The sequence below is a fragment of the Thalassobaculum sp. OXR-137 genome, from assembly GCF_034377285.1.
In the GTDB taxonomy this organism is placed as follows: Bacteria; Pseudomonadota; Alphaproteobacteria; order Thalassobaculales; family Thalassobaculaceae; genus Thalassobaculum.
Genome location: NZ_CP139715.1, coordinates 128257 through 149168 on the forward strand (window position 1 = coordinate 128257; position 20912 = coordinate 149168).

A 20912-nucleotide genomic window follows, 5' to 3' on the forward strand; every position below is an offset into this window, starting at 1 on the left:
TAAGTGCGCTTCATGCAACAGGTTCTGACACTCTGCGCCGCCCCCGGCGCCCTCGCCGCCGACACCCTCGTCACCGCCGCCCGCCTTCTGGCGGAAGCCGATGCCCGGACCGGCGACCCGCGCTGGCTGGCCCGCGAGGAGGCCGCCGACATTCCGTTCGACGCCGACCGGCCCGTGGACGCCCTGGCCCGGGTGCGTGCCGGGCTCGAGACGGTGCCGGTGGACGTGAACGGTGCCCCGTCGGAGGGCCGGCGCAAGCGGCTGCTGATCGCCGACATGGACAGCACGATCATCCTCGGCGAGTCCCTGGACGAGCTGGCCGAGTTCGCCGGGATCCGCGAGCAGATCGCCGCGATCACCGCCCGGGCCATGCGCGGTGAGCTGGATTTCGAGGGCGCCCTGAGGGAGCGGGTGGGCATGCTGAAGGGCCTGCCGGCCTCGACCATCGACACCGTGATCGACGGTCTGCAGCTCACCCCCGGCGCGACCGAGCTGGTGGCGACCATGAAGGCGGCCGGCGCCTATTGCGCGCTGGTTTCCGGCGGGTTCAAGCCGATGACCGGGGCGATCCGCCAGCGGGTCGGCTTCGACGAGGACCGCTCCAACATCCTGCATGTGGCGGACGGCGCTCTGACGGGCACGGTGGGGGAACCGATCCTCGGCCGCGACGCCAAGCTGGCCACGCTGAAGGAACTATGCGCCAAACACGGGCTGGGCCTGGACGCGGCCATCGCGGTCGGCGACGGCGCCAACGATCTGGCGATGCTCGAAGTCGCAGGGATGGGGGTCGCCTTTCGGGCGAAGCCGGCGGTGCGCGATGCGGCCGGCTTCAGGATCGAGCATTCGGACCTGCGCGGCCTGCTCTATCTCCAGGGCTACACGGAAACCGATATCGTCAGTCCCGGCTGACCGGCCTCAGTTCGGATAACTGACCACCGGCAGGCCGCGGTTCAGCCAGCCGGGCTCGGCGCCCGTCTCGTCGTACCGGCCGAACATGCCTTCCTTGATATTGTAGACCTGGGTGAACCCGGCGGCGACGAGCCAGGCCTGGGCCTTGGTGGAGCGCACGCCGGTTTCCGCGATCGTGGCGACGGGGCGGTCCAGGTCGCCGCGCACGGCCACCAGGGCGGCGGCGATGAACCCGTCTCGGCCGTCGGGATTGTGAATGCTGGCCCCGACGGCGCCTTGGGCGAGGCCGGTCTGGCGCCATTCCCGCTCGGCCCGGACGTCGAGGATGCTGATCTCGCCCCGGGCCGCCATGGCATGAGCCTCGGAGGCGTCGATCCTGCCATCCGGCGGCATCGCCCTGGCAAACCCATAGATTCCGCCCAGGCCCAGCACGGCAGCGAGGGAGAGAAGGACGACGAAATCGAGAGGCAGACGCTGAGGCATGCCCAAGGCTACCTGATTCCCCCGTCGACGTGAGCGAAATTCGTCAAATGATGAAACTGGATAAAACGGGACCCGCCAGAAATAGGAACGGCGCCGGTTCCTTGGGAACCGGCGCCGCCTCCTCGCTCCGCGATAAGGGCCTGGGGGGCGGGGGGATCAGCCCTTGTCGATACGGAGCGGGATAAATCTCTGCTCCCCTTGTCTATTGACCAGCAGAAGGATGGTTTTCTTCCCATTGGTGCGATGATCTTCTACGAGACGGCGCACATCCTCGAGGGAACGAACCTCATCCTGGGCGACTTCGACGATCACGTCGCCCTCACGCAGGCCTTTGTCGGCAGCGTCAACCGTGTCGTCCACCTCGGTGACGACAACGCCTTCGACCTCTTCCGTGACGCCATATTGCTCTCGCAATTGCGGCGTCAGCGTGGCGAGACCGAGGCCAAGCGAGTCGACGCGGCCTTCTTCCACCGGTCCCGGAGTGGCCGACGTGGTCAGCATCCGCGCTTCCTCGGCCTGTTCCAGCTCGCCGAGGGTCGCCATGACGGTCATGGACGCACCGTCGCGCCAGACCTCCACGGGAACCTCGCGGCCGACCCGGGTCTCGGCGACGATGCGCGGCAGAGTGCGCATCTCGTCCACCGGCTGGCCGTTGAACCCGGTGATGATGTCGCCCGGCTGGATGCCGGCCGCCTGGGCCGGGCCGTCCGGGGTCACATCGGCGACCAGGGCGCCGCGGGCGGTATCGAGCCCGAGGCTGTCGGCGATATCGGGGCTGACCTGCTGGATCCGCACTCCGAGCCAGCCGCGACGGGTCCGGCCGAACTCGCGCAACTGATCGACAACCCCGCTGGCGAGGTCGGAGGCGATGGCGAAGCCGATGCCCACCGAGCCGCCGGTCTGCGAGAAGATGGCGGTGTTGATGCCGACCACCTTGCCCTCGAGGTTGAACAGCGGGCCACCGGAGTTGCCGCGGTTGATCGAGGCGTCGGTCTGCAGGAAGTCGTCGTACGGACCCTGGCCGATGTCGCGGCCGCGGGCCGACACGATACCGGCGGTCACGGTACCGCCGAGGCCGAACGGGTTGCCGATCGCCACCACCCAGTCGCCGACGCGCAGGGCGCCGGAATCGCCGAATTCGACATAGGGCAGCTCGCGGTTGCCCGGATTGATCGACAGGACGGCCACGTCGGTCTTCGGGTCCTTGCCGATCAGCGTCGCTTCGTACTCGGTGTCGTCCTGCAGGCGGACCTTGATCTCGTCCGCGTCGGCGATGACGTGATTGTTCGTCACCACGATGCCGGCGGGATCGATGATGAACCCGGAGCCCAAAGACTGGGCCGAGCGCGGACGCGAGGGCCGCTGGCCCTGATTGCGCTCGAAGAAGTCCTTGAAGAACTCCTCGAACGGCGAGCCCGGCGGGAACTGCGGCATGTCCGGCATACGCGACGAATCGACCGTCTGCGTCGTGGCGATGTTCACCACGGCCGGCAGCAGCCGCTCGGCGAGATCGGCGAAACTTTCAGGCGGCGCCTTGGCATGCGCCGGGTTTGACAGCGCCATGCCGAACGCCAGCATGGTCGCCAGTGCAGCCGCCAGCGCCATCCGATACAGATTGGCGGCGGCTTCCGACCGACCGTCTTCCGCGAGGACGCGTACTGCGGTGGCAGAGGTCTTCAGGCCCATAACTTGTCTTGTCCCTCTCTTCTCGAACCGGCTTCGGAAGACAGCATCGCGACTATCGCCCCACCGCACAACAGGTGGGCTGTCGGGGGCGACAGTCAACGCCCGGCCGGGTCTCCGTTCAGACTTTCGTATACGTATGGTGTGGCTCGATTGCGGCGGCGGTCACAATCCGGCGATCAGCCGCGCAGCAGCCAGAGCAGGAGGACGCCGATGATGGCCGCGGCGAGGCCGGCGATCCGCAGGGCGCCCGCCGGTTGCGCCAGGACCACCGTCATCGCCCGCCGCATGGCTTCCGGGGCTGCGGCGTAGAGCAGCCCCTCGATCACCAAGACCAACGCAAAAGCGGCGAGGAAATCGCTCATGATCTCGCTCGCCGCCTTGTCGTTATCGTGCAGGGCCGGATCGGCCGGTCACTGGACCGGCGCCGGGACCCCGCCGGTGATGGAGTTGAAGTACTTGAAGAAGTCGCTGTCGGGCGAGAGCACCATGGTGGTGTCGCCCGAGCCTTCGTTGACCATCGTCCGATAGGCCTGCATCGACCGGTAGAAGGCGAAGAACTCCGGATCGCGACCGAACGCATCGGCGTAGATCTTGATCGCCTGGCCGTCGCCTTCACCGCGCAGGGTCTCGGCTTCTTTCTGGGCCTCGGCGACGATGACCGTGCGCTGCTTGTCGGCATCGGCCCGGATCTTCTGCGCCTGCTCGTTACCCTGGGCGCGGAACTCGCGGGCTTCGCGCTCACGCTCGGAGGTCATGCGGTCGAAGATGTTCTGCTTGGTGGCGTCCGGATAGTCCGCCCGGCGGATACGCACCTCGATCAGTTCCATCCCGAAGCGCTTGGCACTCTCGTTCACCTCGGCGCGGATGTCGGTCATGATCTGCGCGCGCTGCTCCGACAGGACGTCGATCAGGGTCTTGTTGCCCAGCACCTGACGCAGCGAGGAGTTGATGACCACCGAGAGCCGCGACGACGCCTCCCGCTCGGTCCGCACGGCCCGGAAGAACTGCAGCGGATCGACGATCTTGTAGCGGGCGTAGCTGTCCACATCGAGACGCTTCTGATCCGACAGGATGACCTGCTGGCGCGGCGGATCGACGTCGAGCGCCCGGCGCTCGTAGTAGATCGTGTTTTCCGCCACCGGGATCTTGAAGTTCAGTCCCGGCTCGCGGATTTCACGCACCGGCTCACCGAAGCGTACGACCAGCGCCTGCTCCGTCTCATCGACGATGAAGAAGGACTGCGACAGGACGATGCCGATGATGACGACGATAATACCGAGAACGGCTAGGGTCCGGTTCATCAGTTGCCTCCCTTCTGCGTGCTGGACGCGCCCGCCGGGCGGTTGTTGTTCAACCGGTTCTGAAGCTCCGGCAGGGGCAGATACGGCACCACGCCGCTGCCGCCGGCGTCATCGTCGATGATCACCTTGTTCACGTTGCTCAGGATGTCCTCCAGCGTCTCCAGATAGATCCGCTTGGTGGTGACGTCCTTCGCCTGGACATAGGCCTCGTAGACCGAATTGAAGCGGTTGGCGTCACCCTGGGCCCGATTGACCACCTCCTGGCGATACGCGTCGGCCCCTTCGATGAGCTGGGCCGCCTCGCCTCGGGCCCGCGGCACCACGTCGTTCCGGTACGCCTCGGCCTCGTTCTTCAGTCGCTCGAGGTCCTGACGGGCGCGCTGCACCTCGTTGAAGGCGTCGATGACCTGTGTCGGCGGGTCGACCTGGTCGAGCTGCACGGACCGGATCTCGATGCCGGCGCCGTACTCGTCCACCAGAGCCTGAAGCTGCTGCTGGGCCGCGACCTGGATCTGACCGCGGCGTTCGGTCAGCGCATCCTGGATGCGCGTGTTGCCGATGATGTCGCGCATGACGGCTTCGGCGGACACCTTCACCGTCTGCTCGGGATTCTGCAGGTTGAACAGGAAGTCGCCCGGGCTGCGGATGATCCAGAACACGACGAAATCGATGTCGATGATGTTCTCATCGCCGGTGATCATCATGCTTTCTTCCGCCACATCCCGGCCGGTACCGGTGCGCGAGTCGCCACCAGAGCGGAAGCCGATCTCGATCCGGTTTTCACGGGTCACGTCGGGGCGGAACACCTCGCCGAACGGCGCCGGCCAGTTCCACTGCAGACCCGGTTCCTTCGGAACGCCGTCATACTTGCCGAACACCAGTTCGATGCCGAGCTGGTTCGGCTGAACGCGGTAGAAACCGTTCGCCGCCCACAGGCCGGCGAGAATGAGCACCGCAAGCACGATCAGCTTCGGGCCGCCGAAGCCGCTCGGCAGCATGCCTTTGAAGCGCTGCTGCTGCCGGCGCAGCATGTCCTCTATATCCTTCGGGCTCGGCCCCTGGCCGCCGCCGCCGCCACCATTGCCCCGTGGACGACCCCAAGGCGAATTGCCGCGGCCGCCGCCGTTGCCTCCGCCGTTACCGCCGCCGCCCCATGGGCCCTGCCCGCGTCCCCCTTGATCGCTCCAAGGCATGGCTCATCCTCTCTGTTCACTACCGCAGGGGACCTAGCATGCCACCAGCGCGTTGCAAAGCGCAGCCCAGCACTCTATGTCCCGCTTGCATGCGGGAAGTCTTTTAAGGTTCCCGGTATGTTGGCGAAATCGCGGGGATTTCAAGCGATGACAACGGTTTCCGAGCAATCTGTCCGAAAAGCCCTGGCCGAGGTCGTCGATCCGGGCTCCGGCGCCGCCCTGTCGGCGCTGGCGACGGTGTCCGGGCTGGTGATCAAAGACGGCAATATCGGCTTCTCGCTGGAAGTCGATCCGGCCAAGGGGCCGGGCCTGGAAGGCCTCCGCAAAGCCTCGGAATCCGCCGTTCTGGCGCTGCCCGGCGTGACCTCGGCGACCGCCGTTCTCACCGCCCACCGCGCCGGAGCCGCGCCGCAGCCGCCGCGCGCCGCCCAGCCGCAGCAGGGCCGCATGCCGTCGCGCCCCGACCTGCCCGGCATCAAGGCGATCGTCGCCGTCGCCTCGGGCAAGGGCGGGGTGGGCAAATCGACCGTTGCCACCAACCTGGCCCTGGCGCTGGCCGGGCGGGGGCTGGAGGTCGGGCTGCTCGACGCCGACGTCTACGGGCCGTCCCTGCCGCGGATGATGGGGATCAACCGCAAGCCGGAGAGCCGGGACGGCAAGACGCTGATCCCGCTGGAGAACCACAGCATCAAATGCATGTCGATCGGCTTCCTGGTGGCCGAGGACACGCCGACCATCTGGCGCGGCCCGATGGTGATGAGCGCGCTGGAGCAGATGCTGCGCGACGTGGAATGGGGCGAGCTCGACGTGCTGGTGGTCGACATGCCGCCGGGCACCGGCGACGCCCAGCTCACTATGGCCCAGCGGGTGCCGCTGGCCGGCGCTGTGATCGTCTCCACGCCGCAGGACATCGCCCTGCTGGACGCCCGCAAGGGGCTCAACATGTTCCGCCGGGTCGACGTGCCGGTGCTCGGGATCGTGGAGAACATGAGCTATTTCCTGTGCCCCCATTGCGGCGAGCGCAGCGACATCTTCGGTCATGGCGGTGCGCGCCAGGAGGCGGAGACGCTGGGTGTGCCGTTCCTGGGCGAGGTGCCGCTGCATCTCGACATCCGGGTAGCGGGCGATGGCGGCACCCCCATCGTGGCGGCCGACCCGACGGGACCGCATGCCGCGGCCTTCGCCGCGATCGCCGAGAAGGTGGCGGCAGCGATCTCCGGGCCCTCCCAGCGCAAGGCAGCGCCGAGCATCGTGTTCGAATAGCTGTTCCTTCTTTCCACACTCCCCGGATTTGTCCCGGGGTAATCCCGAACGCTGCTCCAACCCGGACGAGTTTGGTCCAGGCCCCACGGATTGCCCCGGAATAAATCCGAGGAGTGAAGAGCTTATGTGGGGAGCGTCCCGGCCCTACCGCCGTACGCAATCGGCAAACGTGAAGGCCGGGCGTCCGTCCGCCGCCGGATGGGCCTCGCGCCAGGTCTCGCGCCACCGCGACCAGTCGAGCTCCGGGAACAGCACGTCCCCTTCCGCCTCCATATGCACGAAGGTGAGCGCCAGGCGGGTTGCCCCCGGCAGGGCCAGGGCGAAGATCTCGCCGCCGCCGATGACGAAGACCTCCGCCTCACCGGGACAGGCGGCGAGGGCGGCGTGCAGGTCGCCGGCCCGCTCCGCCCCGTCGGCCGACCACCCGGCGTCGCGGGTCACCACGATGGACCGCCGACCGGGCAGCGGCCGGCCGATGGAGTCCCAGGTGCGGCGCCCCATCACCATGCTGTGGCCCAGGGTGCGGCGCTTGAAATGGGCGAGATCGGCCGGCAGCGACCACGGCAGCCCCCGCCCGCTGTCGCCGATGACCCGGTTGTCCGCGACCGCGGCGATGAGTGTGACGTCGACCATCCCTGAACCTTGCGATTATTCACTCCTCCCACCGTGGCACCGCCGCGCCGGATCGGGCAAGATCGCAGGATGGCGTCGGGACAACAGACAACGGACGAGCTCTCCGGCGGGATCGCGCGGGCGCGCGATTTGGCGCGCCGGGGCAGCCTGCAAACGGCAATCGGCGAACTGGAGGCTCTGGCGCGGCGCAGCGCCGACCCCGCACCGGCGATCTTCGAGATCGGCAATCTGACCAAGGCGGCCGGCCTGTACGACCAGGCAGAGGCGGCGTTCCGCCAGGTCATGAAGACCTATCCCGGCTCGATCGAGGCGGCGACCAACCTCGCCAACGTGCTGAGCGCCAAGGGTCAGGCCGACACCGCCATCGCCATCCTGCGCAACGTGCAGTCGGTGGTGCAGGGCAATGCGATCGTCGACATCTCCCTGGCCGACGCGCTGTTCGCCGACGACCGGATCGAGGAAGCCCTGGCCGCCTATGACGACCTCGCCGCCCGCTACGCCGGCTATGCGCCGGTCCATGCCAACCGTGGCGAGGCCCTGGCCCGGCTCGGCCGCCACGCGGAGGCGATCGCCGCCCTCGACAAGGCGGCGGCGCTGGACCGGTCCAACCCGAACATCGTGCGCAACCGGGCCTTCAGCCGCCTCGCCATGGGCGACATGCGCGGCGGGTTCGCCGAGTACGAGGCGCGGCTGAACCCGGCCCTGGCGACCGCGCCGGTGCGCACCAACCTGACCGCGCCGCGCTGGACCGGCGCCCTGCCCCTGGACGGACCGCTGCTGGTGGTGGCGGAACAGGGGCTCGGGGACGAGATCCGGTTCGCCGCCGCCCTGCCCGACCTGATCGCGCGGGCCGGCGACGTGGTGGTCGAATGCGACCCGCGGCTGGTCGACCTTCTGGCCGCCAGCCTGCCGACCGTCCGGGTGATCCCCTTCGACCGCCGGCGCGACGGGCAGCGTCCTGTGTTCGACTATGCCGGCCTGCCGGTCCGCCCCGCCGCCTGGATCGAGATCGGGAGCCTGCCGCACCGGCTGGGCCTGCCGGGCCGGGTGCCGATGGCGACCCTGGGCTACATGACGCCGGACCAGCCGCGGGCGAACCTGATGCGGGCGCGCCTGAAGGCGGAAGCGTCGCAACGGCCGCTGATCGGCTTCTGCTGGGGCAGCGGGGCCGGCGAACGGCCGCGCCAGCGCTTCTATCCCCTGTTGCGGGACTGGGCGCCGGTGCTGACCGGGCTGGATGCGGCCTTCGTCGACCTTCAGTACATCCCCTCCGCGGAGGATCGCGCGACGTTCCGGGACCTGTGCGGGGTGGAGATCATCGACACCGACGACCTGGACAAGCGCAACGACCTGGCCACCGCCGCCTGCCTCGCCTACGCCATGGATGCGGTCGTCGGGGTGTCGAGTTCGGTGGCGGCGATGGCTGGGGCGGTCGGCACCCCGACCGTGGAGGTCACCCCGGAACGGACCTGGGTGCCACTGGTCGGCGGGCGGGACGCCTGGATCGGCTCGATCGTGGCGGCCTATCCGGACCGGCCGGGCGACTGGCCCCAGGCCATGCAGCGTGCCCTCGGCGAACTGAAGGACATTCTCGACCCGTCGGCCTGAGCGCCTCAGCCGCCGTCCAGCGCCTGCTTCATTCTTTCGACCGCCCGGCGCCAGGACCCGTCGTGATCCTGCCAGTACAGGCGGGCCGTCGGGTACCAGGAGGTCCGTGCCTTGCCGAGCCCCCAGCGGGCGTCGGCGCCGCTGTCGAGAAGCAGCCGGGTGTCGATGCCCAGCGCCGCGGAGAGATGGGCGACAAGCGCATCGATCGACACCACCACGTCGCAGGCGGCGATGCGGGCGGCCATGGCATCCACATCCGCCGGATCGGGATCCGGTTCCAGCAGCAGCTTGTCGGCCGCCATGTCGCGTTCTTCGGCCGTCATGCCGCGCTGGAGCGACACCACCACGCGCCCCGGGATCGCCACCGCGTCGAGCACGGCTTCCAACGGGATCGAGCGGCGGGCGGACCCGGGATCCGGATGCCGCCAGGAAAGCCCGATGACCCGCTCGTCCCCGCTGGACCAGCGGTCGCGCCAGGACGCCACCTTGGCCGGATCCGCCTCCAGATACGCCCGGGAGAGGGACTGGTAGCCGTCCTCGTAGATCTTGGTGTGCAGAGCCAGGCTGCCGACCGCCGACTGGAAATGGAGCTGGGTCTTGCCGATCGCGTCGTCCGGCGGCGAGGTGCGGGCAACGACCGTCACGCCGTTGAACGACCGTTCGAACAGCGTCTGCATCCGGCTGTCGCATTCCACGACTAGCGGCTCGGTGCCCCGGCGGATGATCTCCGGAATGACCGCAGCGAAGCGGATCTCGTCCGCCGGAGAGCCTTCGCCCCAGACCAGCATCCCCTTCCCCGTCAGCGGGGCCCCGGTCCAGATCGGCAGGTCGAAATCGCGGCGCTTGGCGCCGACCCGAGGATCGATGTTGTTGGCGTCGAAGCGCGCCTCGTAGGCGGCCCAGCCTTCGCCGTCCCGGCCGATCGCCAGCAGCGCGTGGGCCAGGATTGTGCGGGCCACCGGGTTGTTCCCGGAAATCTCCAGCGCCTTCTCGCCGGCCTCGATCGCCTCGTCGGGTCGCCCGAGCTTCAGGCACACATCGGCGATGCCGGCGAGGGCCCGCACCGACGCCGGATCCAGGTCGTTGGTGTTGCGATAGGCGTCCTCCGCCTCGTCCAGCCGGTCCAGGGACATCAGCACGTGGCCGAGCGCCAGCCAGAGTGCCGGTTCCCGCGGATCCGTGCGCAGGGCGACGCGCAGATCGGTATAGGCCTCCACCGGCTTGTTTCCGGCCATCAGCGCCGCACCGCGCTCCGCCTGGGCGAGCGGCCACAGCGGGTCGCCGCGGCGGATACGGTCGAGACAGGCCAGGGAGTCGTCGACGGCGCCGACCCGCCAGGCGACCCGTCCCATGAGCAGCAGCGCTTCCGGTGCGTTCGGCGCAATCCGCCACGCCTCCTCCGCCAGGGCGAAGGCCTGATCCGCCTCCCCAAGCTCCAGCGCCATGTCGGCCGCCCGGGCCCGCGCGGTGATCGGCGCACCGTCGATCGCCGCCTTGAACTGAGCCAAGGCGGCCTTCGTGTTGCCGGCCGCCGCGAGACGCTCGGCTTCCTGGAGAGGATCAACCGTTTTGGACACCGTTACCGCCCTGACTATCCGGCATTCGTTCGGGATCGTTCTGTACCGGCGATTGCGCAGTGTTTCGCACAAGACCCTTTAACAGCCGTTAAGAAGGGCTTATATCCTGCGTTGTCGGCTTCGGTCGACTATGGCGATAAACGGCGCTCGGAATAAGCGTAGCGGACCCGGGGGCAGTACCCGGCGCCTCCACCAAAATCTCCGTCTGTTCTCCACAAGAACAGCCGGAACGTTTCATGGGGGCGAAACAGGATCGACGCGCGTGGTAAAGGACCGCTTTTTGCCCGGCATGGTTCCGCCGTTATCGGGCCGTATGATAGTTGCGAACGACAACTATGCTGAGGCGCGCCTGGCTGCGTAAGCAGCTCGGTAGTCTCGATTAATCCGTTGCGGTTAGCGTCGTAACGTGGGGCTCGCGGGCCGCCTAGCAACAGAAGGCTCGCACCTCTCCCGGATCCATCCGTCACCGCCCCGCCACCGCCGCCGACTCCCTGCCGCCTGTGACGTGGCATTTTTCCCTTGAAGCTCCACAGGGCGCTGGTGTTCATTGGCCGAACGTCCAATGTCCGGGAAGCCGATGGCTGACGATCTCTTTAGATACGACCTCATGGTCGAAACGGCCCTGCGTGGCGTTGTTCGCGACGCCCTTCGACGGGCGGCGGAGCGCGGTCTTCCGGGCAATCACCACTTTTACATCACGTTCAAGACCCGCGCCCCGGGCGTGAACATTCCGCCCTATCTGGTGGAGCGGTATCCGGACGAGATGACCATCGTCCTGCAGTTCCAGTTCTGGGATCTGGAAATCCTGGAGGACCAGTTCTCCGTCACGCTGAGCTTCAACGACATCCGCGAGCCGCTGACGATTCCGTTCGAGGCCTTGACCGGCTTCGCCGATCCGTCCGTGCAGTTCGGGCTGCAGTTCCAGCAGACGACCAACGGCGACACCCCGACGGGGGACGACGATCCCGACGGCGGCGACACGCCCGATGGCGACGACGACGCCACCGACGATGCCGGCAGCGGCGAGGTGGTCTCCCTCGATCAGTTCCGCAAGAAGAAATAACATTAGCCATGCCGGGGCCGACCGGTTCGGCACCCGTGCGATGCCGCAGACCGGAGAGGATGCCCCTATGGCGGAGTTCGACTTCACCGAGATGTTCCCGCTCGGCCCGGATACGACCGAGTATCGGAAGCTGACCAGCGACTATGTGTCCGTCGACAAGATCGGCGGCCGCGAGATCATCAGCGTTCAGCCCGAGGCCCTGACCATGCTCGCCGAAGAGGCGTTCATGGACATCTCCCACCTGTTGCGCCCGGCGCACCTGCAGCAGCTCCGCAACATCCTCGACGACAGCGAGGCGTCGGAGAACGACCGCTTCGTCGCCTACGACCTGCTGAAGAACGCCTCGATCTCGGCCGGCCGCGTGCTGCCCATGTGCCAGGACACCGGCACCGCGATCGTCATGGGCAAGAAGGGCCAGAACATCTTCACCGGCTTCGACGACGAGATGGAGCTGGCCCGCGGGATCCAGAACACCTACGTGAACCACAACCTGCGCTACAGCCAGTTGGCGCCGCTGTCGATGTTCGAGGAGAAGAACACCGGCACCAACCTGCCGGCGCAGATCGAGCTCTACGCGGACAAGGGCGATGCCTACAAGTTCATGTTCGTGCAGAAGGGCGGCGGCTCGGCCAACAAGTCCTTCCTGTTCCAGCAGACCAAGGCGCTGCTCAATCCAGAGAGCCTGGAGAAGTTCCTGGACGAGAAGATCCGGACCCTGGGCACGGCGGCCTGCCCGCCCTATCACCTGTCCATCGTGATCGGCGGCACCTCGGCCGAGTTCGCCATGAAGACGGTGAAGCTCGCCTCCTGCAAATACCTGGATAACCTGCCGACCCAGGGCTCGGCCAGCGGCCACGCCTTCCGCGACCTGGAGTGGGAAGCGAAGATCCTGAAGATGACCCAGGAGATGGGCATCGGCGCCCAGTTCGGCGGCAAGTATTACTGCCACGACGTGCGGGTGATCCGCCTGCCGCGCCACGGCGCCAGCGTGCCGGTCGGCATCGGCGTGTCCTGCTCGGCCGACCGCCAGGCCTTCGCCAAGATCACCCGCGACGGGGTGTTCCTGGAGAAGCTGGAAGCGGATCCGGCGAAGTACCTGCCCGATATCGACGAGGCCAGCCTGACCGCCGACGCGGTCGAGATCGACCTGACCCGGCCGATGAGCGAGATCCGCGAGACCCTGTCGCAGTACCCGATCAAGACCCGCGTCTCCCTGACCGGGCCGATGATCGTCGCCCGCGACATCGCCCATGCGAAGCTCAAGGAGCTGATCGACGCCGGCAAGCCGCTGCCGGACTACATCAAGAACCACCCGATCTACTATGCCGGCCCGGCCAAGACGCCGGAGGGCTACGCCTCGGGCTCGTTCGGTCCGACCACCGCCGGCCGCATGGACAGCTATGTGGAGCCGTTGATGGCCCATGGCGGCAGCTTCATCACCCTGGCCAAGGGCAACCGCTCGTCCGTGGTGCGCGAAGCCTGCAAGCAGCATGGCGGCTTCTATCTCGGCTCCGTCGGCGGTGCCGCCGCCAAGCTCGCCCTGAACTCGATCAAGAAGGTCGAGGTGCAGGAGTATCCGGAGCTCGGCATGGAGGCGATCTGGCGGATCGAGGTGGAGAAGTTCCCGGCCTTCATCGTCGTCGACGACAAGGGCAACGACTTCTTCAAGGATATCTGAGCCTCCGATGACCGCTCCCGCCTTCGCCGCCGTCCCGATCCTGCGGATCTTCGACCCGGCGAAGGCGCTCGGTTTCTACCGGGACTGGCTCGGCTTCGCCGTCGACTGGGAGCATCGCTTCGAGCCGGCGGCGCCGCTTTACCTGCAGGTCTCGCGCGGAGGCATGCGGTTGCACCTCACCGAACATCATGGCGACTGCGCCCCCGGCGCGACCGTCTTCGTCCAGACGACCGCCCTCACCGACTTTCATGCCGAGATCATGGCGCGGGACTATCCGTTCAATCGGCCGGGCCTAGACCCCGCCCCCTGGGGCGGGCTGCTGATGGAAGTCACCGACCCCTTCGCCAACCGCCTGCGGTTCTGGGAAGACACCGGCACCTGACGGCTCACACCCGGGTGCGGCTGTCCAGGTTGAGCGCCTCGCCCAGGTCGAGGATGCCCGACAATTCCGCGAAGACCCGCTCCACCGATACCGGCTCGCACAGGGTCTTGCCATCGCCGATCTCGAACGGGTCGGCCCGTGTGTCGAACAGCAGGGTCAAGTGGCTGTCGACGCAGACGAAATGGGCCGCGTCGTACCCGATGACCTCGGTCATCTTCACCAGCCGCTCCATGAAGGCCGGGGTGAGCAGGTAGCGGGCGCCGATCTGATCGGTGGCGAAGACCGTGAACCTCTCCTCGAAGTCGAGCGATTCCAGATCCACCGGCCGGAACGCCGGGCGTTCGTCCGTGCCGATCCAGACAGGTCCGGTGGCCTTGCGGAAGAAGGTCCGGCGGCCGACGCCGACGACATCGCCGGCAATCTCCTTCCGGGTCAGGGCGATACGGACCACCATCCCCTCGAACGGCGTGTTCTGATCGCGGACCTCCGGCCCGTGCTCGCTGACCACGAGATCCCAGACATCGGCGCTGTAGCCCTCGCCCTCGACATGCAGTCCTTCGGACCAGTGGCAGTGTTCCGGCGCATAGGGGAGCATCCCGGCATCGCGCAGGTCCGAGCGGGCGTCGTCCGCTTCCTCGCCCGTCGAGTCTGGCCGATAGGAGAAGCCGAGGAAGCCGGCGATGTCGGCGACCACCTGTTTCTCCATCGCCCGGGCCTTCGCCACCCGCTCGGCCGACTGGCCGGAGCTCATCGCCGCCCCGATGACGAACAGGCCGACGATGCCGCCGATGAACACTGGGAACGCCAGAAAGGGATGGATCGCCGCGGAGCCGAAGACCGCCACGACGAACCCGCCGAAGAACGTCGCCGCCTGGATATAGCGCTTGCGGTAGTCGGGCTTCTGGCGTCCGGGATACTGCTCCTGCAGCGCCTGCATCTTCGGCCAGAGGGTTTGCCGGACGAACGGCCGCACGCCTTTCAACCAGGGCCGGTCCTCGGCAATGTGAGGCAGGCGGCCGGTCGGCGTCTGCGGCACGCCGTGCTATCCGAACTGTTTGGCGACGTCGACCGCGCCGCGGGTGCCGCTCTCGGTCTCGAAATACGGCCACGGCCGGACCTCCATCGGCCCCGCCAGAAGGTTGCCCGGGAAAGTCTCGATCGCGTTGCGGTGGTGCATCACCGACATGTTGTAGTACCGCCGGGCGGCGGCGATGTTGCCCTCCACCTCTTCCAGCGTGTCCTGCACCCGCACCATGCTCTCGTCGGATTTCAGCTCCGGATAGCCCTCGGCCATGCTGAACAGGGTACGGACCTCCGCGTGCAGGGCGCGCTCGGCGTCCAGATGGGCCGCGATCTCCCCGGCGCTCGCCTTGTCGTAGGGTTCGGCGGCCCTGGCGCGGAGCTCGGTGATCCTCTCCAGCAGCGCCGCCTCGTGGCTCATGAACTTGCGGGCGGTGGCGACCACGTGCGGCACCAGGTCGTGTCGCTTGCGGAGCTGCACGTCGACCGAGGCCAGGGCCTGTTCCGCCTCGTTGCCGGTGACGACGATGCGGCGATGGGTACGATAGAGGGTGAAAGCCCCGGCCACCCCCGCGCCGCCCAGGGCGACCAAGGTCGACATTTCCATTCCGCGTCTCCCCGCGCCATCCGGATCGGCAGTATAATCGGGGCGCGACACACCGATCCAGACCACCGTTCCAGGCTGCCGCATGTCCGACACCCCGTTCCTGACCGACGGTCCCGCCGAGGCGGCCGTCACCCTTGTCCTGGCCCATGGGGCGGGCGCGCCGATGGACAGCCCGTTCATGTCCGCCATCGCCGAGCGGATCGCGGCGCGGGGCCATCGGGTGGTGCGGTTCGAATTCGACTATATGGCCGAGCGCCGCACGACGGGGCACCGACGTCCGCCGGAACGGGCGCCGGCGCTGCTGGAGCAGTGGCGGGGGGTCATCGACCGGCTCGGCGGACCGGACGCGGTGGCGATCGGCGGCAAGTCCATGGGCGGTCGGATGGCGTCTCTCGTCGCCGCGGAGACGGCGGTGCGCGGCTGCCTGTGTCTTGGCTATCCGTTCCACCCGCCGGGCAAGCCGGAGCGGCTGCGCACCGAGCATCTGGCGCGCCTGCGCTGCCCGACGCTGATCGTTCAGGGAAGCCGGGATCCGTTCGGCACGAAGGAAGAGGTTGCCGCAATGGGCCTGCCGGACGGCCTGGAGATCGAGTGGATCGAAGACGGCAACCATGACCTGGCGCCGCGCAAGGCCAGCGGATGGAGCGTCGAGCAGGCCTGGGATCGGGCGGCGGATATGACCGACCGGTTCCTGCGGACGCTCTGAGCCGTCGGGTTATTCGGTCAGGATCGCCTTGATCTCCCGCGGGTCGAGGCCGACAGCCTCCACCTCCTGGCGAGTGATGGTAACGCCCATCCGATCGTCCGAGAGCTGCCCGAGAAGTCCGCTCAACGGTCCCGTTCTTTCCGCGTCCTGTGTCGCCATCCATCCGAGTACGCCGCCGACCAAGGGAGGTCCGGCGACGAGGCCCATCCAGAAGACGGCAATCGCCACAGATCGAAGCGCCGACGTGGCGCGTTCAACGAAGCTCAGGTGCTGATCATTCCAGGTATCGACCGCCATCTAGCTCGTCCCCACAAAAGAGCCGGTCGTCTCATCTGGAATAAGATCATACGCATCAGGGGTAAAAATTCAATTAACGTCGCGATCCTAAAATTTCATCTAATGCTTCATCCACTTCAGGCATCATTACCGAAGATGGGCGACCGCATTGTCCCTATGCTTTCCCGTGTATTTAGACAGCTTTTTTATTAAATACTCCGCGTCTTCTTCGGAGAAACCGTCGTCGTCCGCATCGAAGGTGGTGAGCACGCGTTCCAGCACGGTCTCGGCGAACCGCTCCCGCGCGTCCGGCGCGTCGACCATCTCGGTGGTCCGTGCGACATCCACGGCGGCGCGCAGGATGATCCGGTCGTGCTCGCTCATCCCGGCCTTGGAGGCCAGGGATTTCAGACCGTTGGCCCCATCGTCGTGGACGAGCAGGTCGGCGTTGCGGAACGCGATCTTGGCGCGGACAGCGAGCCCGGCGGCGACGAAGGCCAGATCCCCCGTACAGGCCGCGCGCAGCAGGATGGAATCCGTCAGACGGCCGTTGCGGGCCATCTCGCGCACCAGATCCTCGACCCTGTTCGCATCGCCGTCCGACAGCAGGGCGAGCGTCGCCCGCTCCCGCCCTTCCAGCACCAGGTCGGTCGCCATGTCCGGCGAGATCTCGTGGCGCCGGACCAGTTCGTCCTTCAGCTTCTCGGAGACCATCGACACCAGCCGTTCGGCCACCGCGACCGGAAGGGTCGCACGGCCGACCATCGGGGCCTGCAGGCGCGGGCTGTCGCCGAACCGGTCGAGGGCCTTGCCGAGAGCCGGCTCGTTGAGCTCGGCGCCGGGGTTGGAGACGACGGCGACCACGACGTCCTCGTTGCCGCGCTCGACAAGCGCGCCGGCGACGACCTCGGAGACCTCGCCGCGGTTGGCGATCGCGAGCTGCTTGTCGGTGTCGCCCTCCTCCACCAGCGAGACCAGATCGCCGTCGGTCAGCACGACGCTGTCGCTGATGACCGGCAGCGCCACATCGGCCACGTCCTTGGCGAGCTTCAGCGCCACGTCATGGGGCAGGCCGACGGACTGTCGCACGGCCTCGGCCAGGCTCTGGCGCACCTGCTGTTCCAGGTCGCCGGCGAGCTTGCGGACGATGTCCAAGGCGATGTCGCGTTCCGCCGGACCGAGTTGCGGGCTGTCGATCGACCGACCGATGGCGTCGGCCACCTCGCCGCGCGCCTCCGCCGTGGCGGAGCGCGACAGCTTGGTCATCAGTTGCGCCAGGGTCGGTGCTGCTTTGTCACCGGTCATGGATCGAGCCTCCTCGACATGTCAGTCCGAGGCGATCATAGCAGCGTTTTATGCAGGGCGCTGCGATTCCGCGCGCCGGCGCCGGCCGGGAGCGGGCCGGATCAGTCCCTGATGATCATCACCGAGCAGGCGGCATGCCGGACCACCCGGGCGGCGTTCGGGCCGAGCAGGAAGTCCGACAGCTCCGGGCGATGGGACGCCATGACGATCAGTTGGCAGCCGGTCTGCTCGGCCGCGCGCACGATCTCCTGATAGATCGTCCCATGGGCGACGATGTGCTGAACCTTCAGCCCGGCGGGGATCGTCTTCTCGCAATAGGCATGAAGCTGCTGCCGCGCCGCCTCCAGCGCCTTCCCCTCGAAATCCTTGGGGAAGAACCCGGCGACGATGCCGGAATGGACCTCCGGCACCACGGTCACCACATGCAGGCGGCTGCCGAAGGCCTTGGCTTGCTCGACCGCGGCGGCGACCGCCTTCGTCTGGGTTTCCGGCGCGGTGAGGTCGACGGCGAGAAGGATATCCGAGAACATCGCGCCCTCCCTCAGAACGCCGGCACGTCGGTGCGCCGACGCTGCAGGACGATGACCAGCCCGAGCAGCAGCAGGGCCGGGATGTAGAAGACTTCCTTGGGTACCCGGTGCGCCTCCACATGGATCTCGGAGATGTGCACCGGCTTGTCGCCGTAGAAATCGAAGTCGTCGAGTTTCTGGCCCGGCACGCTGCCCGCCGGACCGGGGCGGAACGGCTCTTCAAGCTTGGCCATCCCGTCCTCGACCGTCACCAGCAGGTCGGCATCCTGCAGCCGCTGATCGCCCGGGCCGGCGGGGCCCAGCGGCAGAATCAGCGTGGTCTCGTGGCTGGCGTTCGGGTTGTCGAAATCCGGTCCGGTGACCACGAGCCGCAGCTCACCATCGTCGGGCAGTTCCCCTGCCAGTTCCACCACCCGGGTCGGCTCCACGGTCTCGAACGGGTCCTGGATCATGTCGAGCCAGAAGCCGGGCCGGAACAGGGTGAAGGCGACGAGCAGCAGCGCCACCGCCTCCCAAGCCTTGTTCTTGGCGAAGAAATAGCCCTGGGTCCCGGCGGCGAAGAGCAGCATCGCCACGGTCGCTATGAAGAAGACGAAGACCGCCTGCAGCGGCGTCACGTCGATCAGCAGCAGGTCGGTGTTGAAGATGAACAGGAACGGCAGGGCCACCGTGCGCAGGGAGTAGTAGAAGGCGGTGAAGCCGGTCTTGATCGGGTCGGAGCCGGAGATCGCCGCCGCGGCGAAGGAGGCGAGGCCGACCGGCGGCGTCACGTCGGCCATGATGCCGAAGTAGAAGACGAACAGGTGCACGGCGATCAGCGGCACGATCAGGCCGTTCTGCGCGCCGACCTCGACCACCACGCCGGCCATCAGCGAGGAGACGACGATGTAGTTCGCCGTGGTCGGCAGGCCCATGCCCAGGATCAGGGAGAAGATCGCCACCAGCACCAGCATGGCCATCAGGTTGCCGCCGGACAGGAACTCGATGAACTCGCCCACCACCTGGTGCGCGCCGGTCAGGGAGATCGTGCCGACGATGATCCCGGCGGCACCCGTTGCGACCGCGATGCCGATCATGTTGCGGGCACCGGCGATCAGACCCTCGAGGATTTCCGCGAAGCCCTGAGCGAACCCATGCAGGAAGTTGCTGCCCCCGCGGAACACGGCCTTCAGCGGGTGCTGGGTGAGCAGGATGAACAGCATGCCCACCGTCGCCCAATAGGCGCTGAGTCCCGGTGACAGCCGCTCGACCATCAGACACCAGACCAGCACGACGATCGGCAGCAGGAAGTACAGGCCGGCCAGCACCGTCGGCCGGACCTCCGGCAGGCTTTCGACCGGCGCGTTCGGGTCGTCCATCTCCAGATCCGGGAAGCGGGCGGCCAGGGCGACCAGGCCGACATAGGCCACCAGGAACAGGATGCAGACGGCGTAGAAGGTGGCGTCTCCGAAGGCGTCCTTGGTCCAGCCCAGCGTGTAGTAGATGATCGCCGACGGGATCGCGATGGCGAGGAAGCCGGTCAGCACGCCGAGCAGGCTCTGCAGCACGGTGCGCGGACCGCCCGGCTTGGGCAGGCCCCGCATGCCGGCCTTCAGCGCCTCCAGATGGACGATGTAGAGCAGCGCGATATAGGAGATCGAGGCCGGCAGGATGGCGTGGCGCACCACGTCCAGATAGGTCACGCCGACATACTCGACCATCAGGAAGGCAGCCGCGCCCATGACCGGCGGCATGATCTGGCCGTTGACCGACGAGGCGACTTCCACCGCCCCGGCCTTGTCGCCGGAGAAACCGACGCGTTTCATCAGCGGGATGGTGAAGGTGCCGGTCGTCACCACGTTGGCAATGGAAGAGCCGGAGATCAGGCCGGTCATCGCCGAGGAGACCACCGCTGCCTTGGCCGGGCCGCCGCGCAGGTGGCCGAGCAGGGCGAAGGCGACCTTGATGAAATAGTTGCCGGCCCCGGCCTTGTCGAGCAGCGAGCCGAACAGCACGAACAGGAAGACCATGGAGGCCGACACGCCGAGCGCGATGCCGAACACGCCCTCGGTCTGCATCCAGAAGTGCCACATGGCCTTGCCATAGGAGGCACCCTTCCACTGGATCACTTCCGGGATAAAGGGCTGGTCGCCGAAGAACACGTAGATCAGGAACACCGAGGCGACGATCACCAGCGGCAGGCCGAGCGCGCGGTAGGTGCAGATCAGAACCAGCGCGATGCCGATCGTGGAGATCACCAGGTCGGCCGTGGTCGGCAAACCGGCGCGCAGGGCGATCGTGTCCTTGAAGACAATGAGATAGAGACAGGAGACGACGCCGAGCACCGCCAGGATCCAGTCGTACCAGGGCACGCGGTCGCGCGGCGAGGATTTGAACAGCGGATAGGACAGCGCGGCCAGCACGAACGCGAAAGCCAGGTGGATCGCCCGTCCCTCGTCCGAGTTGAACACCACCGGCAGGCCGGTGAGGTCCTGCAGCAGGAACGGCAGGTCGGAGGCGTAGTAGAGCTGGAACAGCGACCAGGCGAGCGCAAGCCCCGCCAGTACCTTCGCCACGATCCCCGTCGGCACCCGGTTTCCGGTGTCGGTGGAGGCGACGAGATCCTCGAGATCGACGGTTTTGGAGGTGCCGTTCTGGTCGCTCATGATCCCCCCGATCCTTGGAGCGGGCCCGCGTCGGGCCGGGTCATCCT

General features: G+C 67.4%; 20 protein-coding genes and 1 other RNA gene. 8 read left to right on the top strand and 13 right to left on the bottom strand.

All coding sequences use genetic code 11. The annotated features are described in order from the left end of the window. Positions 1-12: 12 nt before the first annotated feature. On the top strand, positions 13-909 hold the full coding sequence (gene serB, locus T8K17_RS00595) for a phosphoserine phosphatase SerB (protein WP_322332591.1): 897 nt from the start codon (positions 13-15) through the stop codon (positions 907-909). A 6-nt stretch (positions 910-915) separates the two neighbouring features. Here the strand turns inward: serB and T8K17_RS00600 are convergent, their stop codons facing one another. The 5 genes from T8K17_RS00600 to hflK form a co-directional block, all read right to left on the bottom strand. Next, a complete protein-coding gene (locus T8K17_RS00600; protein WP_322332592.1) occupies positions 916-1392 on the bottom strand; it encodes a rhodanese-like domain-containing protein in 477 nt (158 codons plus the stop codon). Positions 1393-1548: 156 nt separating this feature from the next. After that, the gene (locus tag T8K17_RS00605; RefSeq protein WP_322332593.1) at positions 1549-3078 is read right to left on the bottom strand and encodes a DegQ family serine endoprotease; all 1530 of its coding nucleotides are present in this window, start codon (positions 3076-3078) and stop codon (positions 1549-1551) included. A gap of 176 nt (positions 3079-3254) precedes the next feature. Continuing rightward, positions 3255-3440, bottom strand: a complete 186-nt coding sequence (locus T8K17_RS00610) for a DUF2065 domain-containing protein (RefSeq protein WP_322332594.1) — start codon at positions 3438-3440, stop codon at positions 3255-3257. Between the two features lie 48 nt (positions 3441-3488). Further along, a complete protein-coding gene (gene hflC / locus T8K17_RS00615) occupies positions 3489-4379 on the bottom strand; it encodes a protease modulator HflC (protein WP_322332595.1) in 891 nt (296 codons plus the stop codon). Further along, complete coding sequence (hflK, locus tag T8K17_RS00620) at positions 4379-5410, bottom strand: FtsH protease activity modulator HflK (RefSeq protein WP_322332596.1); 1032 nt, start codon at positions 5408-5410, stop codon at positions 4379-4381. The genes hflC and hflK overlap by 1 nt, the downstream gene beginning before the upstream one ends. Positions 5411-5719: 309 nt before the next feature. On the opposite strand from hflK, the gene T8K17_RS00625 reads away from it, so the two are divergent. Then, positions 5720-6835, top strand: a complete 1116-nt coding sequence (locus tag T8K17_RS00625) for an Mrp/NBP35 family ATP-binding protein (RefSeq protein WP_322332597.1) — start codon at positions 5720-5722, stop codon at positions 6833-6835. A gap of 144 nt (positions 6836-6979) precedes the next feature. On the opposite strand, the gene T8K17_RS00630 is transcribed toward T8K17_RS00625, so the two are convergent. Further along, complete coding sequence (locus T8K17_RS00630) at positions 6980-7468, bottom strand: dihydrofolate reductase (protein WP_322332598.1); 489 nt, start codon at positions 7466-7468, stop codon at positions 6980-6982. A 69-nt stretch (positions 7469-7537) separates the two neighbouring features. Here T8K17_RS00630 and T8K17_RS00635 point away from each other — a divergent pair, with 69 nt between their 5' ends. Further along, positions 7538-9076: a tetratricopeptide repeat-containing glycosyltransferase family protein gene (locus T8K17_RS00635; RefSeq protein WP_322332599.1), complete on the top strand. Its 1539-nt coding sequence runs from the start codon at positions 7538-7540 to the stop codon at positions 9074-9076. A gap of 5 nt (positions 9077-9081) precedes the next feature. Here T8K17_RS00635 and T8K17_RS00640 read toward each other — a convergent pair whose 3' ends face one another. After that, positions 9082-10653 (bottom strand): tetratricopeptide repeat protein, encoded by a 1572-nt coding sequence (locus T8K17_RS00640; protein WP_322332600.1) that lies wholly within the window; start codon positions 10651-10653, stop codon positions 9082-9084. Positions 10654-10726: 73 nt separating this feature from the next. Here T8K17_RS00640 and ssrA point away from each other — a divergent pair. The 4 genes from ssrA (at position 10727) to T8K17_RS00660 (ending at position 13776) form a co-directional block, all read left to right on the top strand. Next, positions 10727-11099: a transfer-messenger RNA gene (gene ssrA / locus T8K17_RS00645) on the top strand. A 131-nt stretch (positions 11100-11230) separates the two neighbouring features. Further along, a complete protein-coding gene (locus T8K17_RS00650; RefSeq protein WP_322332601.1) occupies positions 11231-11716 on the top strand; it encodes an SspB family protein in 486 nt (161 codons plus the stop codon). 67 nt (positions 11717-11783) lie between these two features. Further along, a complete protein-coding gene (locus T8K17_RS00655; protein WP_322332602.1) occupies positions 11784-13394 on the top strand; it encodes a fumarate hydratase in 1611 nt (536 codons plus the stop codon). A gap of 7 nt (positions 13395-13401) precedes the next feature. Continuing rightward, a complete protein-coding gene (locus T8K17_RS00660) occupies positions 13402-13776 on the top strand; it encodes a glyoxalase superfamily protein (RefSeq protein ID WP_322332603.1) in 375 nt (124 codons plus the stop codon). A gap of 4 nt (positions 13777-13780) precedes the next feature. Here T8K17_RS00660 and T8K17_RS00665 read toward each other — a convergent pair whose 3' ends face one another. Together T8K17_RS00665 and T8K17_RS00670 are read right to left on the bottom strand one after the other, a co-directional pair. Next, positions 13781-14812, bottom strand: coding sequence for a DUF3137 domain-containing protein (locus tag T8K17_RS00665; protein ID WP_322332604.1), 1032 nt, complete (start codon positions 14810-14812; stop codon positions 13781-13783). 6 nt (positions 14813-14818) lie between these two features. Beyond that, positions 14819-15403 (bottom strand): LemA family protein, encoded by a 585-nt coding sequence (locus T8K17_RS00670; protein WP_322332605.1) that lies wholly within the window; start codon positions 15401-15403, stop codon positions 14819-14821. A gap of 82 nt (positions 15404-15485) precedes the next feature. Here T8K17_RS00670 and T8K17_RS00675 point away from each other — a divergent pair, with 82 nt between their 5' ends. Next, positions 15486-16109, top strand: coding sequence for an alpha/beta family hydrolase (locus T8K17_RS00675; RefSeq protein WP_322332606.1), 624 nt, complete (start codon positions 15486-15488; stop codon positions 16107-16109). Between the two features lie 9 nt (positions 16110-16118). On the opposite strand, the gene T8K17_RS00680 is transcribed toward T8K17_RS00675, so the two are convergent. The 4 genes from T8K17_RS00680 to T8K17_RS00695 form a co-directional block, all read right to left on the bottom strand. Next, positions 16119-16406: a hypothetical protein gene (locus tag T8K17_RS00680; protein WP_322332607.1), complete on the bottom strand. Its 288-nt coding sequence runs from the start codon at positions 16404-16406 to the stop codon at positions 16119-16121. Between the two features lie 126 nt (positions 16407-16532). Then, complete coding sequence (locus tag T8K17_RS00685) at positions 16533-17690, bottom strand: DUF2336 domain-containing protein (protein WP_322332608.1); 1158 nt, start codon at positions 17688-17690, stop codon at positions 16533-16535. A gap of 101 nt (positions 17691-17791) precedes the next feature. After that, the gene (locus tag T8K17_RS00690; RefSeq protein WP_322332609.1) at positions 17792-18220 is read right to left on the bottom strand and encodes a universal stress protein; all 429 of its coding nucleotides are present in this window, start codon (positions 18218-18220) and stop codon (positions 17792-17794) included. A gap of 11 nt (positions 18221-18231) precedes the next feature. Beyond that, entirely contained in the window at positions 18232-20865 is a 2634-nt protein-coding gene (locus tag T8K17_RS00695) for a TRAP transporter permease (RefSeq protein ID WP_322332610.1), read from the bottom strand. Between the last annotated feature and the right edge of the window lie 47 nt (positions 20866-20912).

Coding starts and splice junctions, on each gene's coding strand:
- T8K17_RS00605 (WP_322332593.1), bottom strand. CDS start 3,078: ATGGGCCTGAAGACCTCTGCCACCGCAGTACGCGTCCTCGCGGAAGAC.
- T8K17_RS00630 (WP_322332598.1), bottom strand. CDS start 7,468: ATGGTCGACGTCACACTCATCGCCGCGGTCGCGGACAACCGGGTCATC.
- T8K17_RS00650 (WP_322332601.1), top strand. CDS start 11,231: ATGGCTGACGATCTCTTTAGATACGACCTCATGGTCGAAACGGCCCTG.
- T8K17_RS00690 (WP_322332609.1), bottom strand. CDS start 18,220: ATGTTCTCGGATATCCTTCTCGCCGTCGACCTCACCGCGCCGGAAACC.
- T8K17_RS00660 (WP_322332603.1), top strand. CDS start 13,402: ATGACCGCTCCCGCCTTCGCCGCCGTCCCGATCCTGCGGATCTTCGAC.
- T8K17_RS00675 (WP_322332606.1), top strand. CDS start 15,486: ATGTCCGACACCCCGTTCCTGACCGACGGTCCCGCCGAGGCGGCCGTC.
- T8K17_RS00685 (WP_322332608.1), bottom strand. CDS start 17,690: ATGACCGGTGACAAAGCAGCACCGACCCTGGCGCAACTGATGACCAAG.
- serB (WP_322332591.1), top strand. CDS start 13: ATGCAACAGGTTCTGACACTCTGCGCCGCCCCCGGCGCCCTCGCCGCC.
- T8K17_RS00600 (WP_322332592.1), bottom strand. CDS start 1,392: ATGCCTCAGCGTCTGCCTCTCGATTTCGTCGTCCTTCTCTCCCTCGCT.
- T8K17_RS00680 (WP_322332607.1), bottom strand. CDS start 16,406: ATGGCGGTCGATACCTGGAATGATCAGCACCTGAGCTTCGTTGAACGC.
- T8K17_RS00670 (WP_322332605.1), bottom strand. CDS start 15,403: ATGGAAATGTCGACCTTGGTCGCCCTGGGCGGCGCGGGGGTGGCCGGG.
- T8K17_RS00625 (WP_322332597.1), top strand. CDS start 5,720: ATGACAACGGTTTCCGAGCAATCTGTCCGAAAAGCCCTGGCCGAGGTC.
- T8K17_RS00635 (WP_322332599.1), top strand. CDS start 7,538: ATGGCGTCGGGACAACAGACAACGGACGAGCTCTCCGGCGGGATCGCG.
- T8K17_RS00695 (WP_322332610.1), bottom strand. CDS start 20,865: ATGAGCGACCAGAACGGCACCTCCAAAACCGTCGATCTCGAGGATCTC.
- T8K17_RS00655 (WP_322332602.1), top strand. CDS start 11,784: ATGGCGGAGTTCGACTTCACCGAGATGTTCCCGCTCGGCCCGGATACG.
- hflC (WP_322332595.1), bottom strand. CDS start 4,379: ATGAACCGGACCCTAGCCGTTCTCGGTATTATCGTCGTCATCATCGGC.
- hflK (WP_322332596.1), bottom strand. CDS start 5,410: ATGCTGCGCCGGCAGCAGCAGCGCTTCAAAGGCATGCTGCCGAGCGGC.
- T8K17_RS00610 (WP_322332594.1), bottom strand. CDS start 3,440: ATGAGCGATTTCCTCGCCGCTTTTGCGTTGGTCTTGGTGATCGAGGGG.